We start from the raw sequence: 15,317 nt of genomic DNA, 5'->3' as shown, positions 1-15,317 counted from the left end.
GGCCTCCGATCCGTTTGGTCCCGTCTTGGGCATTTCCACGCCCGCGCGCAACGGCTTCGCTTGCACTAAGCCGCCGTCGGCCTTATCTGCGGGGCCTTCGCACAGGAGGTCCCCATGGCACGATCCCAATCCGATGGCGGGCGCGGCCCCTCGCAGCGGCAATTGCGCGTGGGCGAATTGATCCGGCGCACCCTGTCCGACGTTCTCATCCGGGGCGAAATCCACGACCCGGATCTGCAGGCTATGTCGATCACGGTGGGTGAGGTGACTGTCACACGGGACCTCAAAATCGCGACCTGCTGGGTGCTGCCCTTGGGTGGAAAGGGCAAGGACGACACGATCGCCGCGCTGACCCGCAATAAGGGCGCGCTCCGCCGGGCCGTGACCAAGGATATGGCCCTCAAGGTGGCGCCGGACCTGCGGTTTCGCATCGACGAGACCTTCGACCGGATGGATGCCACCCGCGCGCTTTTTGCGGATGAGCGGGTCCGTCGCGATGTGGAGGCGCCCGACCGGGACGGTAAAGACGAGGGCGGAGGCCCTGCGTGATCCGCATCGTCCTGGCGGCTGCGGCGATCTTTCTGGCCATGGTCGGCGCAGGCCAGGCTTGCGAAACGGTGTCGCACCGGGATCGTAGCTTTACCGTCTGCATGGCTGATCTGGCGAGCCAGAGGGTCTCGGTTCGCCTGTCTGATGATCAAGGCGCGGTGCTGGGATCGTTTGTCGCCCTGGAGCGGGATGTGCAGGCGCCCATCGCGTTCGCCATGAACGGCGGCATGTACCACCCCGACCGCGCGCCCGTCGGTCTGTACGTCGAAGATGGCGCGACGGTATCACCCCTCGTCACGAAAGCGGGGCCTGGAAATTTTGGCATGCTGCCCAACGGCGTCTTTTGCGTGGCGCCATCGCGCGCCCGCGTGATTGAGAGCCGTGCCTTCGCCACCGATCCGCCCGTCTGCACCCATGCCACGCAATCCGGTCCCATGCTGGTGATCGCTGGCGCGCTGCATCCCCGCTTTATCGCCGATAGCCCCTACTTGAACATCCGCAACGGCGTCGGCGCTACGCCTGATGGCCAGACCGTCTTTTTCGTGATTTCGGATGAGCCGGTGAGCTTCCACGAGATGGCAACGCTGTTTCGGGACAATCTGGGCGTGCGTGACGCGCTCTATCTGGACGGGCGCGTCTCGCGTCTTTATGCGCCCGCGCTCGGACGCAATGACGGGGGGCGGCGCATGGGGCCGATCCTTCTGGTGACGGAGACAGTCGATGGGTAGACGCAAAAAGGGGCGCCCGGTCCACGGGTGGGTGATTGTGGATAAGCCCGCAGGCATCGGATCGACCCAAGTGGTGGGCAAGGTTCGGTGGGCCTTTGACGCGCAAAAGGCGGGCCATGCCGGGACTCTGGACCCCGACGCAACGGGCGTTTTGGCCGTGGCCCTGGGTGAGGCGACCAAGACGGTGCCCTATGTCACCGACGCGCTGAAGGAATACCGGTTTCGGGTGACCTGGGGGGCGGAAACCTCGACCGACGACGCCTCGGGTGAGGTGCTGCGGACCACCGATCTGCGCCCTGACCGGACCGCCCTGGAGGGCGCCTTGACCGCCTTTCGCGGTCAAATCGAACAGATCCCCCCCCAGGTCAGCGCGGTGAAGGTCGAGGGCGAGCGGGCCTACGACTTGGCCCGTGAGGGTGTTGAGATGGATTTGGTTGCCCGGCCACTCTGGGTTGAGCGGCTGGACATCATCGACTGCGATAGCGACGGCGCCGAGTTGGAGATGGTCTGCGGCAAGGGCGGATATGTGCGATCCATTGCCCGTGATTTGGGCCGCGCGCTCGGGTGTTTGGGCTATGTGGCGTGGCTGCGGCGGACCTGGTCCGGCCCCTTCGACGCCGCCGCCGGTCTGTCCCTGGACACCCTTGAAAGCCTCGCGCGGACGCCCGAACTGGACGCCCATCTTCACCCGTTGGAGCTTGGCCTGAACGACTTGCCCGCCTTGCCTGTCACGGAACTGGCTGCCGCCCGCCTCCGCAATGGAAATCCAGCCGATGTGCTTGCCGGTGCGGAGTTCGGAGAGACTTGCTGGGCCGCGCATCAAGGCCGTGCGGTGGCGATTGGGACCTATCGTGCCGGTCAGTTGCAGCCGTCCAAGGTGTTCCAGACCTGAAACATTGCCCGGGGCCTTTGAGGACCTTTGGCAGGTGATTGTTACAGTTTTTCACGGAAATGGGGCCCTCGGGATCGGGGCCTTAACCTGCGCGTGAGGGGGGCTGCCCCAAGCAGGTCTTTAGCGGCTATCACCGTGCCAAGCACATCGCACAACACGCCGCTAAGGACCTGATCCCATGACACATTCCACCAAACACACCGCCTGGACGCTGCTGATTGCGGGCGCGCTGGCCACCATAGCCTTCGACCTGTTCGGCCAAGGCCTGTCCCCTCTCTTTGGCTTCGCCAAGCTCGCGCCGGTCGGATTGGCCACAGGCACCGTCAAATCGGTGTTCGGCGTCGCGCCCAAGGGCATCGGGGACGTCGTCCACATCCTGACTGGGATGATCGCCTATCCGCTGGGTTACTTCCTGGTGGCGCGTCCCCTGGCCGCCAAGTTCACGCCTTGGTTGCACTGGTCCCTCGTGTCCGTGGCCTATGGCGTTGGTCTCTGGGTCTTTGCCCTGTATTTCGTCGCCCATCTGATCGCCGGGAACGCGCCGTTCCTCGGCTTCTCCGGGATCACCTGGGTCGCGCTCTGGGGGCATGTGCTCTTTGCTGTGGTCGCCGCCGCGGTGATCGAACGCAATCTGCCCCGTACCGTCCAGACTACCCCGGCCCTTGCCTGATCCGTGACCAAACAGATCCGCCCCGTTGCACAGCGGGGCGGGCTTCGGCATGTCTGGCCCATGCTGATGCGAACCCACACGAAGGGCGATGCGCCCTCAACGGCCACCTACAGCGACGATGAGATCTATCGCTACGACCTGACCCGCACCTGGGATGCGTCCGGGGGGCGGGTCGCTTTCGTGATGCTCAACCCGTCTACGGCGACGGAACTGTCCAATGACCCAACCGTTGAACGCTGCGAACGCCGCGCGCGCGCTCTGGGATTCGGTGCCTTTCGTGTCGTGAACATCTTTGCCTATCGCGCCACGGACCCGCGCGACATGCGCGCCCATCCGGAGCCTGTCGGGGGCGCGGCCAATGACCGTGCCATCCGGGATGCCGCGCTCTGGGCGCAACGTGTCGTCTGCGCCTGGGGCACCCATGGCGCCCATCTTGATCGGGGCCCGTCCGTCGAGCGCATGTTGCGCGCCACTGGCGTGCCGTTGCACCATTTGGGCCTATCGAAGGCCGGGCATCCCAAACACCCGCTCTACATTGGGTATGCCGTACAGCCGCAGCCATGGGAGGCGCATCCATGCAATTGACCCAGCAGGACATCATCGCGGACGACGGGACACGGTTGGCGGTGCGGACGGTTGGGTCAGGACCACCCTTGGTCCTGCTCCATGGCTTTCCAGAGAACCACCGGTGCTGGTTGCCCGTGCTGCCCCCGCTTGCGGAACGATTTACCTGTATCCTGCCCGACCTTCGAGGCTACGGGGAGAGCGATGCACCGCCCGACGACCTGGGCCATACGGTCTATTCCAAGCGGCGGATGGCGCGGGATCTGATCTGCATTCTGGATCAGCTTGGCCATCCGACGGCTGATGTGGTCGGCCATGATCGCGGTGCGCGTTTGGCCTATCGCTTTGCGCTGGACCACCCGTCGCGTCTGGGGAAGCTAGCCATTCTCGAAGTTGTTCCGACCCTGGCTTTTTGGGAGTCCTGGTCCGCCGATCTCGCACATAAGGCCTATCATTGGAACTTTCTCGCCCAACCGGCCCCGCTGCCGGAGCGCATGATCGGGGCTGATCCGAGGGCCTATGTGGATTGGACCTTGGAGGGGTGGACCTTGCGGAAGTCCTTGGACGTTTTCGCGGATGACGCGTTGGAGAGTTATCGCGCTCAGGCGGAGAACCCTGCGCAGCTCGCGGCGATGTGTGCCGATTATCGCGCGGGATACCATACGGACCGCGCAATCGATGCCGAGGATCGCGCGGCTGGGCGAAAGATCGCGGCCCCGCTTCTGTTCATTTGGGCGCGGAGTGGGTTTCCCGCCTCGACGGGGGATCCGGCTGCGGTTTGGCGGGACTGGGCCGTGAACGTGTCAGATTATGCTGTGGAGTGCGGTCATTTCGCAATGGAAGAGGCGCCTGAGCAGGTCTCCGCCGCCCTTGCGGAGTTCCTCTAAGCGCTGATTCGGTTGGCAGGGGCCTTGATGCAACGCCCCCATATTTCCCCGGTTGGTTCTTTACGGATTTGGGCGCGGCACTTGGCGACAGGCTTGCGATCGTGTGCTGGGCTGAATGGGTGCCCCGCCGTGCGTATACGGCGGTAAGACGTCGGATGGGCAGGTGGCAGTGTTATGGAACTGCTGATCATGGGGTCCATACGAGCACTGCGCTTGGTACGGGTTGTTTGATCAAACCTGTGACGGGCGTGTTTACGGGCGCCTTCATGCTGTCGAGTGACTGGACACCAGCCATTTTCCAGCAGCCCCGACGCGCGGATATGGCGCCGCCCGGTTAAGACGCACGTATGAGATGAACGTCGTTATCGGTAAGGGTGAGGCCAGCCTCCAGCCGCGCGACCACAGCACCATTAAGCAAGAGGTCGGTTCCATCATCGGACGCGATCACCTCTAGGGATGGGGGAACGCCGGGTTCCAGTTCATAGGCAGCATCGTAGATGATCTCGATGGCATCTTCGGACCGGTCGAAGTCTGTGATCGTCGGCGCGTCTTCGAACTGCGCCGGGTCCGTAATATCTGAGCCAAAGGCGCCCGCGCTCGGCGCGCGGAAGAGGAAGGTGTCTTGTCCCTCGCCCCCCGTGAGGCGGTCGCCAGTCCCCCCCGCTAAGGTGTCATCCCCGCGCCCACCGAGGAGCGTATCGCCCTGATCTGCATCGCCTGCTCCAGGCTGGTCGGACTGGGTGCCGTCCAACAGATCGTTGCCATCATTCCCTTGGAGTAGATCCGTCCCGTAGCCGCCAAACAGACGGTCATCGCCATCGCCACCGGCGAGGGTATCATCGCCATCGCCACCAACGAGGAGGTCTTGCCCCGTCCCACCATCGAGCGAGTCGTTCCCCCACCCACCGTGGAGGATGTCGTTGCCGCCATCCCCCTTGAGCGTATCATCCCCGAGGTCACCGTAGAGGCCATCTCTTCCGGAGCGACCCTCTAAGAGATCGTCGCCATCATTCCCGATCATGAGGTCCTGGGCAGCGCCCCCCACCAGCGTGTCGTCACCGCCGTTCCCGAACATGGCGTCCGAGGTATGGAGAATGGCCGCTCCTTCGGCGCCGTTGATCATATCCGTGAGGTGCGCCCCCGCGACTTGGTCCTTGATCAATGGTGCCGGACCCGGGTCGTCGGACCCGGCGCCAGTGGCCGGATTGGACATTTGAGGCTGCGTTTCGGACCGAACTTCGGCGGTTAAGGTGTCCGGTTCGGGGCGCGGATCGTCCGTGCCGGCTTGTTCTGATGCGACTTCGCTCTGTGTTGCCTCAGGATCCGAGGCATTCTCCAACGCCTCTGTGAGGGGGGAGGAGCGCTCCGCCTCATCTTGGTCCGTGTCCTCAGTCCCGGAGCGGTTCGCCTGTTCTTCGTCTTGGTCAGACGCAGGTTCAATGAGGAGGAGACCAGAGGCGGCCAAGCCAAGAAGACCGGCAATCAGCAGCATGGAGGCGCCCCTTCCCAGTAAGGCCCGCCGAACCATCAAAACTTGAACGGACCAAGAACATCGCCGCTTACGCTAGCATTTCCCGGCCTTCGAAGAAACGACCGTTCGGTAAACTGGTTAACGCGTGCAGAGCGCCAGTGGCGTGAGTTTATCCTTTTCAAATCCGCGGGAGCGGTGTACGCGATCCCTTCTCCGAGGGTTTGCTGGACGACATCCCGGCTTGCGCCTCATTGACTAGACTTTTGATAGGAGCCCCCGATGTCGATCACTGTCGAAGAAAAGAACCGCCTCATGAAGGAATTCGCCACGAAAGAAGGCGATACCGGATCCCCAGAGGTGCAAGTCGCGATCCTGACGTCGCGTATCAGCACGCTGACGGAGCACTTCAAGACGCACAAGAAAGACAACCACTCGCGCCGTGGTCTGCTCAAGCTGGTGGCGCAGCGCCGCAAGCTGTTGGACTACACGCGTGGTAAGGACGAGCAGCGCTATCAGGACCTGATCAAGCGTCTTGGCATCCGCCGCTAATCGCGCCTTAACCGATGTTTTGCCGAAGGCCGCCTAAACTGGGCGGCCTTTTGCCGTTTGATCGGTAGGCCCCCAGTCTGGCCCCGCGGGCCTCAGGGCGGACCGCGGTAATTGGCGCACCTGAGCAGGCGTTAGTAGGGGCCTTGCCGGGCAGGGATGGGTGAGCGCGCCCTCTGGCAAGATCCGCCGGAGACCCCGCCGCATGGCGCCGCTGCATCGGGCGGTGACATAGTTTCCTGGATGAAAGCTCTCGGTTGGGGCCCCTTCGGACAGCACGATTTCATGGCTGTCAAACACCAGTTGAATGTAGGTGACGTGTCGTCTGCCAGACATCACGCGCACACCTGGGCGATCCACCAAAGCCTTTGCCGGGGCCAAGTATTCCCGGCCCGACGGGTCCGACAAAAGCATGCGGTGCTGGGGTGACACAATGAGGCGGCGGTTGGGTCGGGCGGGCCCGAGGCTGCCGGGTTTAAATTCGATGGGCAGGTGTTTGAGGCGGTCGCCCGTTCGAAAATCAACATTGCGCCGCAGAATGGCGCGGAGCGGTTTTGCGCCCGCGTCCCGTGTGCAGACAAGGTCCCCGGGCCGCAGCGACTCGACCGGACGGTCACCGGACGGGGTGGAGATCAGGGTTCCTGGCGTAAAACAGGGCACGAAGACTTCCCTGTAGACATAGCTATCCGTCTCTTCATCGTATTGGTAGGAATAGCCCGCGCCCGCGTCGTCTTGCACGGCATCGCCGTCAACCTCTCCGACTTTCGTGGTGCCAGGAAATCCTGGCTGGCTGCTCACCTGTTCGGCCGAGGTGGACATGTTGAAGACGATGAAGTCACCCGTGTTCGGGTTCACCAGCGCGATTGACTCAGACGGGCTCCCCGAATTGCCTTCGGTTAAGAAATTGGAGCTTACGCCGCCCGCGCCCGTTTCTTGGCCGCCTTCCGACGACTCCTGTTGCCAGTCCTTTTCAGCGCCAGAGACTTCGTTGATGATGTAAAGGGTCTCGCCGGGTTGCAGGACCGTCCCTTGGGGGAACGTATGGTACAGGCCGTCTTGGGCGGCATCGGGGGCGCCCACGCCGGTGCTGTCTGACCAGACCTGCCAGCCTGAGACATCAATCGCGCTGGTGCCATCATTGGTGAAGGAGACGAATTCATCCTCCTGGGTGGCCTGGCCATCCCCGTCGGTGTCGAATTCGGGGCCACCGTCGTTATCCGGATAGATCTGATCGAACCGGACATTCTGGAGACGCGCTACCATGGTCAGACCCTTTCCGGTCATCCTCGTTTTTGCGGCCTGACTATGACGCAAGGGTATGAAGAACCGACTAATGCCACCCAGGTCCAAGCTGCTTCCCATCGGGCGGCTGTTCGGGTATGGCGACCGCATCTGAGACGTGGCGCCCTGACCCCGGCGCCGTGCAAGAGGATTGGGGTCGGCGGCAATGGGGCCGCCATATGCACGGGGATCCCGGAGGGCCGGGCCGCTCCCCAGACAGGATGACATATGTTCCAGACAGTTAAGAAAGAAATGGAGTGGGGGCACGATACCCTCACCCTGGAAACGGGTAAGATCGCCCGTCAGGCCGACGGCTGCGTCATCGCCACCTATGGCGAGACCTCCGTGATGGCCGCCGTGACCTATGCCAAGGCACCGAAGCCGGGCCAGGACTTCTTCCCCCTGACCGTTCACTACAATGAGAAGTATTATGCGGCCGGCAAGATCCCCGGTGGTTTCTTCAAGCGCGAGGCGCGTCCGACCGAGAAAGAGACGCTGACCAGCCGTCTGATCGACCGCCCGATCCGCCCGCTGTTCGTCGAGGGCTTCAAGAACGAAGTGCTGGTGATCTGCACGGTTCTGTCCCACGACCTGGAAAATGACCCCGATGTCGTCGCGATGATCGCGGCCTCTGCCGCGCTGACGATCTCCGGCGCACCCTTCATGGGGCCGATTGCCGGGGCGCGCGTGGGGTTTGTGGATGGCGAATACATCCTCAACCCCTCCGTCGACGACATGCAGGACCTGCGCAGCGACCCCGAGCAGCGGCTCGACCTGGTCGTCGCAGGCACCAAGGATGCCGTGATGATGGTCGAATCCGAGGCCTATGAGCTGTCCGAAGCGGAGATGCTGGGCGCGGTGAAGTTTGGCCACGACCAAATGCAGCCCGTGTTGGACCTGATCATCTCGCTGGCCGAAGAGGCCGCGAAAGAGCCCATGGACTTCCAGGCGCCCGACTACAGCGCCATCCTGGCCCGCGTGACGGATCTGGGCGAGCAGAAGATGCGCGACGCCTACGCCATCACCGACAAGCAGGAGCGGACCAGCGCCGTCGCCGCCGTCAAGGAGGCCATCAAGGCCGAACTGTCGGAAGAAGAGTTGGAAGACTCCAACCTGGGCACGGCCCTGAAAAAGCTGGAATCCAAGGTTCTGCGCGGCGATGTCGTCAAGAACGGCAAGCGGATCGACGGCCGTGCGCTGGACACCGTGCGCCCCATTGTGTCGGAAACCGGCCTGCTGCCCCGCACTCATGGCTCCGCGCTGTTCACCCGTGGCGAGACCCAAGGTCTGGTCGTGACCACCCTGGGCACAGGCGATGATGAGCAGTTCATCGACGCGCTGCATGGCAACTTCAAATCGAACTTCCTGCTGCACTACAACTTCCCGCCCTACTCGGTCGGTGAAGTGGGTCGCTTCGGACCTCCGGGTCGCCGCGAAATCGGTCACGGCAAGCTGGCCTGGCGCGCGTTGCAGGCGGTTCTGCCTTCGGCGACGGACTTCCCCTACACGGTGCGTCTGGTGTCCGAGATCACGGAATCCAACGGCTCCTCGTCCATGGCGACCGTCTGCGGCGGCTCTCTGTCGATGATGGATGCGGGCGTGCCTCTCAAGGCGCCGGTCGCTGGCGTGGCCATGGGCCTCGTGCTGGAAGACGATGGCGACTACGCGGTCCTGACCGACATCCTGGGCGACGAAGATCACCTGGGCGACATGGACTTCAAGGTGGCTGGCACCGAGGCGGGCATCACCTCGCTCCAGATGGACATCAAGGTCGCGGGTATCACGCCCGAGATCATGGAGAAGGCCCTGGATCAGGCGAAAGCCGGTCGCGTTCACATCCTGGGCGAGATGGCCAAGGCCCTGACCTCCGCTAATGAGTTCAGCCAGCACGCGCCGCGTATCGAGACGATGCAGATCCCGACCGACAAGATCCGTGAAGTGATCGGCTCGGGCGGGAAGGTCATCCGCGAGATCGTGGAAACCTCGGGCGCCAAGGTCGACATCAACGACGACGGTATCATCAAGATTGCCTCGGCCAATGGTGAAGCCATCCAGAAGGCCTATGACATGATCCACTCGATCGTGGCCGAGCCGGAAGAGGGCAAGATCTACAAGGGCAAGGTCGTGAAGATCGTCGATTTCGGCGCCTTCGTGAACTTCTTCGGCAAGCGTGACGGTCTGGTCCACGTGTCCCAGATCGAGAACCGCCGCCTCAATCACCCCTCGGACGTCCTGAAAGAGGGCCAAGAGGTTTGGGTCAAACTGCTGGGCTTCGATGACCGTGGCAAAGTGCGGCTCGCCATGAAGATGGTTGACCAGGAAACCGGTCAGGAAGCCGTCAAGGAAGCCTCCGAAGACTAAGTGCGTCGGCTCGCTACGGCGAGGCCTGCACAGAACCCCCGGTCACTTGGCCGGGGGTTTTTGCGTCTTGGGGCACGTGATGGAGAGATATCTTGTCTTTTCGGCGCTCGTTGAACTGGTGATGTGTAGGACGCCACTTGGTTGGTCAGAGCGACGTGTTAATGGCAATTCTTGCCGGTCAGATGTGCGCTGCTCGCGCGGACGTGGCTTTTGATCTTTGGCTTGCCCGGTCCGTCCTTTCTTTGCTGTGGGCGACAGGTGTTCGTCGAGCAAAGACGCTACCTCGCTCAGTCACTTGGGGTAGTCACTGAGTGTTGAGGTCACTCAGGTAGGTATACTTTCTCTAGCCTTTTGACGATCAGCGTATGCTTCTGTGGGTCTATACGGCCTTAGTTTCGAGTGTTGATTTCAACGAGGATCCTCCAAGCCAAGTAATGCCGGTGGTCTTCGTTTCCTCGTCCTACTTGAGCACAATTATACCGGTGCGCTCCGTCCCGTTGCCGCTGGCAATGGTCCGTGGCCGTCCACGGGCGCACATGATGACCCTGACATCCCGTGTGATGCTCTTGCGTTAGATTGACGTCTTAGCGACCCGCGCAAGGCACGTCCGATTAGCGCCACTGAGGATGGCCGGAACAGGAAACTCGCGGCCATCTGTGACGGCGTCCAACACGAAATCGAGGCCCGGGCGTTCTGCTGCATCACTATGGGCCTATTGGTTCTCAGAGCCCCTTTTCCGGCCGCCGGACGTTCTCTTGCAATTCCTTTTCGCAATAGTGACGCCTATTCGTCTGCTCCATCTGGCACGTTTGTGTTAAACGGCGCCGGTCTAATCATCATAAGGCAGGCTAGAAATACGATGGTCGTAATAACAGGCAACATACCGCCTGTTATACATGTAGTGTTCTTCGAGTTCCTTTATTTCCGTATTAACGTTCTAGAAAGACTTCATTGGTATTCTGCGACAATGGATGATCGCATGGCTGTACGATTAATGTTGTGGGCGCTGCTGTTTTTGGCGTCGGTTCTTGCTGTGTCAGCGGCCACCACTCTGGGGTATCTCCCGCTATGATGGGTCGGAGGGGGAGCGCATCGCCCGCCCAGGTGCGCTCATAAAGTTGGTGACAAATTGATGTTTTCTGGCACGCTTGATCCCGGGCGCCGCAAAAATGCGTGCTCAGGTGACTTGGGACGTCAGGAAAACAGTATGATAAATGAATTCAAGGACTTCATTGCCAAAGGCAATGTCATGGATATGGCCGTTGGTATCATCGTGGGGGCGGCCTTCACAGCGATCGTGACCTCGCTCGTGGGTGACATCATCAACCCGATCATTGCGCTATTTACGGGGGGAATTGACTTCTCTGGCTGGTTCTACGAACTCGATTTCGATCCGGACCAGAGCTACGCGTCGATTGATGCAGCCACCGAGGCGGGCGTCCCGATCTTTGCGATTGGGAACTTTCTGATGGCCGTCATAAACTTCCTCATCATCGCGTGGGTTGTGTTCCTGCTGGTCAAGATGGTGAACCGTGTCAAAGCCGCCGCCGAAAAGCCGGAGGAGGTTGCGCCTGAGGTGCCCTCAGGCCCTTCGGAGTTGGATGTCTTGCTCGAAATTCGCGACAGCTTAAGGGCAAACGGGTCCTCAAACTAACACGAACTGGCCCGCAAGGATCACCTGCGGGCCAGCGCGACGCCAACGTGGGGACCGAGGCTCGTTAGGCCGCGTTCAGCACCGCCATGGGGTCCACGGCGTCCAGGCCGAGGGCTTCGCCAACGGCTGCATACGTGAGTTTGCCGCTGTGGACGTTCAGTCCGGCACGCAGATGCGGATCGGCCAGGCACGCCTCGCGCCAGCCCTTGTCTGCGATGTCCAGCATGAACGGCAGGGTCGCATTGCCGAGCGCAATCGTCGACGTCCGCGCTACGGCGCCGGGCATGTTCGCAACGCAGTAGTGCATGATCCCGTCGACGTCGTAGATCGGATCCTGGTGGGTGGTGGCCCGAGAGGTCTCAAAGCACCCACCTTGGTCAATGGCCACGTCAACGATTGCGGCCCCGGGCTTCATGTACTGTAGCTGCTCGCGCTTGACGAGCTTGGGCGCTGCGGCACCGGGGATAAGAACGGCGCCGATCACCATGTCGGCCTGCACGACCATTTCGGCCGTGTTTCCCGCGCTCGCATAACGCGTGCGGAAGACCGATCCGAAGGCGTCGTCCAGATACCGAAGCCGCGTGAGGGATCTGTCCAGAACGGTCACATTGGCCCCCATACCGGCGGCAATGCGCGCCGCATGGGTGCCTACGACACCACCACCGATCACGACGACCTCGGCTGGGCCGACGCCCGGCACGCCGCCGAGCAGAACACCCCGCCCGCCGTTTGCTTTCTGGAGCGTATAGGCGCCGACTTGTGGGGCCAAGCGACCGGCGACCTCGGACATTGGGGCCAGCAAGGGCAGGCCGCCGCGCGGGTCTGTGACGGTTTCATAGGCAATGCAGGTTGCGCCGGAGGCCAGCAAATCATGGGTCTGGTCCGGGTCGGGCGCCAGGTGCAGGTAGGTGAACAGGATCTGCCCGTCGCGCAGCATCGCGCGTTCGACGGCCTGTGGCTCCTTAACCTTTACGATCATGTCGGCTGTGGCAAAGACCTCGGCAGCCGTATCCACGAGGCGTGCGCCGACGGCCTCGTATTCAGCGTCTTCAAACCCGGAACCCGCACCGGCGCCCCGCTCGATCACGACCTGATGGCCATGGCCAATGGCTTCCATGGCGGCGGATGGCGTCATCCCAACGCGGAATTCCTGTGGTTTGATTTCTTTCGGGCAGCCGATGAGCATGACGCGATCTCCCTGATGTGCGTGACTTGCGTTGATCCGATGTATAGGGGGAGCGCGGTGAAAAGGTTTCGTGATCTTTGTCGCTGTGATACGGTTATCCGCGAAAGTTTGGCGCTACTGATAAATTTGACGGGAAATTTTTGCGTGACTGACGGAATTGATGAGACTGACGCCCGGCTGCTCCGACTCGTCCAGCGGGATGCGACGCTATCGGCGGCACAGCTGTCTGAGGCGGTGAATCTGTCGCCGTCGGCTTGTCATCGACGGGTGCAACGGCTGCAGTCAATGGGCGTGATCTCGGGTCATGTGGCGCTGTTGGATCCCAGGCGCGTCGGGCGCCCGACAACCGTGTTTGTTGAGATCAGCCTCGCGACTCAGGCGGATGAGGTCCTGGACGCCTTTGAGGCCGCCGTGGCGCGCATCCCGGACGTGTTGGAATGCCATCTGATGACCGGAGCCTATGACTACCTGCTCAAGGTGGTTGCCCGGGACAGTGAGGATTTCGCGATGATCCATAGGCGCCATTTGGCCAGTTTGCCCGGCGTGGCAAAACTACAATCGTCGTTTGCGCTCAAGACCGTGTTCAAAACCACGGCCCTGCCGGTCTAGGCCACAAGCCAGGCGCCTAGTCCAAAGGTGATCCCGCCCGCGAGGACAGACTGGATCGTGTCTTTGCGCCAGACGCCCACCGCCAAGGCGACGACCGCCGCCGTCAGTCGGACGGGATCGATTTCCCCGTCTGTTGCGCTGGGCCAAACAACCAAAGGCGTAACAAGACCTGGCAGGACCGCGACACCGGTGTAGCGGAGGTGACGCAGGACCGCAGGCGGCAGGGCGCGGTTGCCGATAAGCCCCAGGAACGAAAAGCGGATCGCGTATGTCCCGATCCCGAGAAGGACAATGGTCGTCCAGATGGCACCATCGCTCATGCCCGTCGCTCCACTTCTGCGCCAACGGCCATGGCGAGGCCCGCCGCTATGATAAGGCCCAGGTTCCAGGGCACCCAGGCCAACAAAAGCGCGCCCAGCACCGACACGAACGCCGCCGCCACATGGGCCCTGGTCTTGAGCATTGGACCCACCAACGCCAGGAACGCCAGGGGAAGGGCGAAGTCCAGCGACCAGCTTTCGGGAAACTGCGCGCCCAAGGCAGCCCCGGCCCAGGTTCCCGCCACCCAACCAGGAAAGACCGGCACAGCGACGCCCCCCAGGTAGGCGACCTTGTCGCGCACGTCCCAGTGGGGTGCATCCTCATAGGCCGATTGCGCCAGCGCATAGACCTGATCGACCAGCAAATACGCGATCAAGCACCGTTGCCATACGGGCGCTGGACCCAGATGCGGGGCTAAGGGTGCCGAATACATCATCATCCGCAAGTTCACCGCGAGCGCTGACAGCACAACGATGGCCATGGGCGTGTGCTCGACGATTAGTTGCACGGCGGTAAACTGGGACGCCCCCGCGATCACCAGGGTCGAGAAGGCCATCACTTGCGCCAGCGACAGGCCGGCTTCGCTTCCCAGAACGCCGAACAGCGCGCCAAATGGGACGATCACAATCAGAAAGGGCAGTCCCTGGATCGTGCCGCGAACAAAGGGGGATTTGGTCCGTTGTGACGCTGTGACCATGCCTTGCATCCCCTTGCCGCTCCAGACACTCTGGGCCCTAACGTCCTGGCGCTGAGGTTCGCAAGTGTCTACCGAAATCCCTCCCACTTTGCAGGTGATCCCCGATCCGGGCGCGCCGCGCCTGACGCGCCCCGTGGTGGGCCACGATCAGACCGGTGCCGCCGTCGATCTGCGCGTGGTGGAGGAACGACCGCTGACCATTTACCTCAATGCGCGCGAGATCGTGACCGCCATGACGATTGGCGATCACCCCCGGTGGCTGGCCTTGGGGTTTCTCGTGAACCAGGGGATGGTGCGCGCCTCTGATCGCGTGACGGGCATCGATTACGACGAAGAGCTTGAGGTCGTTGTGGTCCGCACCGAAGTCGAAACGGACCACGAAGCAAAGCTGTCTCGGGCCACGCGCACCTCTGGCTGTGCCGTCGGCACGGTCTTTGGCGACATGATGGAAGGGTTGGAGGGGCTGACACTGCCTCCGACGCCCCTGCGCGTGTCCGACCTGCGCAGCCTGTCAGCGGCGATCAACCGCACGCCCAGCCTCTATCTGGAGGCCGGGGCCATCCACGGCACCTGCCTGTGTCAGGGCCCAGACCCCCTGGCGTATTTCGAGGACGTGGGTCGCCACAACGCCGTCGACAAATTGGCGGGTTGGATGCGCTCCAATGGGATCGCGGCGGACGACAAGACGCTTTACACGACGGGGCGCCTCACGTCCGAGATGGTGATTAAATGCGCGCTGATGGGCATCCCCTGCTTGGTCAGCCGCTCGGGCTTCACCGCCTGGGGGGTAGAGATCGCGCGCCAGGTTGGTCTTACGGTTATCGGGCGCATGAAGGGCAGCCGGTTCATCTGCCTGAGCGGCGAGGACCGTATCGTTTGGGATGAGGAATAGCACAAATGG

At 62.3% G+C, this 15,317-nt stretch carries 16 protein-coding genes; 11 read left to right on the top strand and 5 right to left on the bottom strand.

Annotated elements, in window-relative coordinates:
- Positions 1–114 precede the first annotated feature (114 nt).
- From rbfA to K5R33_RS06980, 6 genes are all read left to right on the top strand, one after another.
- Positions 115–549 (top strand): 30S ribosome-binding factor RbfA, encoded by a 435-nt coding sequence (rbfA, locus tag K5R33_RS07005; RefSeq protein ID WP_220748289.1) that lies wholly within the window; start codon positions 115–117, stop codon positions 547–549.
- The gene (locus tag K5R33_RS07000) at positions 546–1,277 is read left to right on the top strand and encodes a phosphodiester glycosidase family protein (RefSeq protein ID WP_255576191.1); all 732 of its coding nucleotides are present in this window, start codon (positions 546–548) and stop codon (positions 1,275–1,277) included. Before rbfA ends, K5R33_RS07000 begins: the two co-directional genes overlap by 4 nt.
- Positions 1,270–2,169: a tRNA pseudouridine(55) synthase TruB gene (gene truB / locus K5R33_RS06995; RefSeq protein ID WP_220748288.1), complete on the top strand. Its 900-nt coding sequence runs from the start codon at positions 1,270–1,272 to the stop codon at positions 2,167–2,169. The genes K5R33_RS07000 and truB overlap by 8 nt, the downstream gene beginning before the upstream one ends.
- Positions 2,170–2,347: 178 nt before the next feature.
- Entirely contained in the window at positions 2,348–2,839 is a 492-nt protein-coding gene (locus K5R33_RS06990; RefSeq protein WP_220748287.1) for a hypothetical protein, read from the top strand.
- A gap of 60 nt (positions 2,840–2,899) precedes the next feature.
- Entirely contained in the window at positions 2,900–3,424 is a 525-nt protein-coding gene (locus K5R33_RS06985; RefSeq protein ID WP_220748286.1) for a DUF1643 domain-containing protein, read from the top strand.
- Entirely contained in the window at positions 3,415–4,290 is an 876-nt protein-coding gene (locus K5R33_RS06980; RefSeq protein WP_220748285.1) for an alpha/beta fold hydrolase, read from the top strand. The genes K5R33_RS06985 and K5R33_RS06980 overlap by 10 nt, the downstream gene beginning before the upstream one ends.
- Before the next feature lie 334 nt (positions 4,291–4,624).
- On the opposite strand, the gene K5R33_RS06975 is transcribed toward K5R33_RS06980, so the two are convergent.
- Positions 4,625–5,782, bottom strand: coding sequence for a calcium-binding protein (locus K5R33_RS06975; protein WP_220748284.1), 1,158 nt, complete (start codon positions 5,780–5,782; stop codon positions 4,625–4,627).
- A 258-nt stretch (positions 5,783–6,040) separates the two neighbouring features.
- On the opposite strand from K5R33_RS06975, the gene rpsO reads away from it, so the two are divergent.
- Positions 6,041–6,310, top strand: a complete 270-nt coding sequence (gene rpsO / locus K5R33_RS06970; RefSeq protein WP_220748283.1) for a 30S ribosomal protein S15 — start codon at positions 6,041–6,043, stop codon at positions 6,308–6,310.
- Positions 6,311–6,343: 33 nt separating this feature from the next.
- Here rpsO and K5R33_RS06965 read toward each other — a convergent pair whose 3' ends face one another.
- Positions 6,344–7,570 carry a Hint domain-containing protein gene (locus tag K5R33_RS06965; protein ID WP_220748282.1) on the bottom strand — a complete coding sequence of 409 codons (1,227 nt, stop codon included), beginning with the start codon at positions 7,568–7,570 and terminating at the stop codon, positions 6,344–6,346.
- A gap of 246 nt (positions 7,571–7,816) precedes the next feature.
- Here K5R33_RS06965 and pnp point away from each other — a divergent pair, with 246 nt between their 5' ends.
- Together pnp and mscL are read left to right on the top strand one after the other, a co-directional pair.
- Complete coding sequence (gene pnp / locus K5R33_RS06960) at positions 7,817–9,949, top strand: polyribonucleotide nucleotidyltransferase (RefSeq protein ID WP_220748281.1); 2,133 nt, start codon at positions 7,817–7,819, stop codon at positions 9,947–9,949.
- 1,207 nt (positions 9,950–11,156) lie between these two features.
- Positions 11,157–11,603 carry a large conductance mechanosensitive channel protein MscL gene (gene mscL, locus K5R33_RS06955; RefSeq protein WP_220748280.1) on the top strand — a complete coding sequence of 149 codons (447 nt, stop codon included), beginning with the start codon at positions 11,157–11,159 and terminating at the stop codon, positions 11,601–11,603.
- Between the two features lie 64 nt (positions 11,604–11,667).
- Here the strand turns inward: mscL and ald are convergent, their stop codons facing one another.
- Entirely contained in the window at positions 11,668–12,789 is a 1,122-nt protein-coding gene (ald, locus tag K5R33_RS06950; protein ID WP_220748279.1) for an alanine dehydrogenase, read from the bottom strand.
- A 144-nt stretch (positions 12,790–12,933) separates the two neighbouring features.
- Here ald and K5R33_RS06945 point away from each other — a divergent pair, with 144 nt between their 5' ends.
- On the top strand, positions 12,934–13,398 hold the full coding sequence (locus K5R33_RS06945; RefSeq protein WP_255576188.1) for an Lrp/AsnC family transcriptional regulator: 465 nt from the start codon (positions 12,934–12,936) through the stop codon (positions 13,396–13,398).
- Here the strand turns inward: K5R33_RS06945 and K5R33_RS06940 are convergent.
- Positions 13,395–13,718 carry an AzlD domain-containing protein gene (locus K5R33_RS06940; RefSeq protein ID WP_220748278.1) on the bottom strand — a complete coding sequence of 108 codons (324 nt, stop codon included), beginning with the start codon at positions 13,716–13,718 and terminating at the stop codon, positions 13,395–13,397. The two genes, K5R33_RS06945 and K5R33_RS06940, sit on opposite strands and share 4 nt — an antisense overlap.
- Positions 13,715–14,416 (bottom strand): AzlC family ABC transporter permease, encoded by a 702-nt coding sequence (locus tag K5R33_RS06935; protein WP_220748277.1) that lies wholly within the window; start codon positions 14,414–14,416, stop codon positions 13,715–13,717. Before K5R33_RS06935 ends, K5R33_RS06940 begins: the two co-directional genes overlap by 4 nt.
- Positions 14,417–14,480: 64 nt before the next feature.
- Here K5R33_RS06935 and K5R33_RS06930 point away from each other — a divergent pair, with 64 nt between their 5' ends.
- Positions 14,481–15,308, top strand: coding sequence for a formate dehydrogenase accessory sulfurtransferase FdhD (locus K5R33_RS06930; RefSeq protein ID WP_220748276.1), 828 nt, complete (start codon positions 14,481–14,483; stop codon positions 15,306–15,308).
- Positions 15,309–15,317 lie beyond the last annotated feature (9 nt).

The organism is Jannaschia pagri (assembly GCF_019655435.1).
Classification (GTDB): Bacteria; Pseudomonadota; Alphaproteobacteria; order Rhodobacterales; family Rhodobacteraceae; genus Jannaschia; species Jannaschia pagri.
The sequence above is the reverse complement of the archived record's forward strand: the minus strand, read 5'-3'. Positions and strand labels throughout refer to the sequence as shown.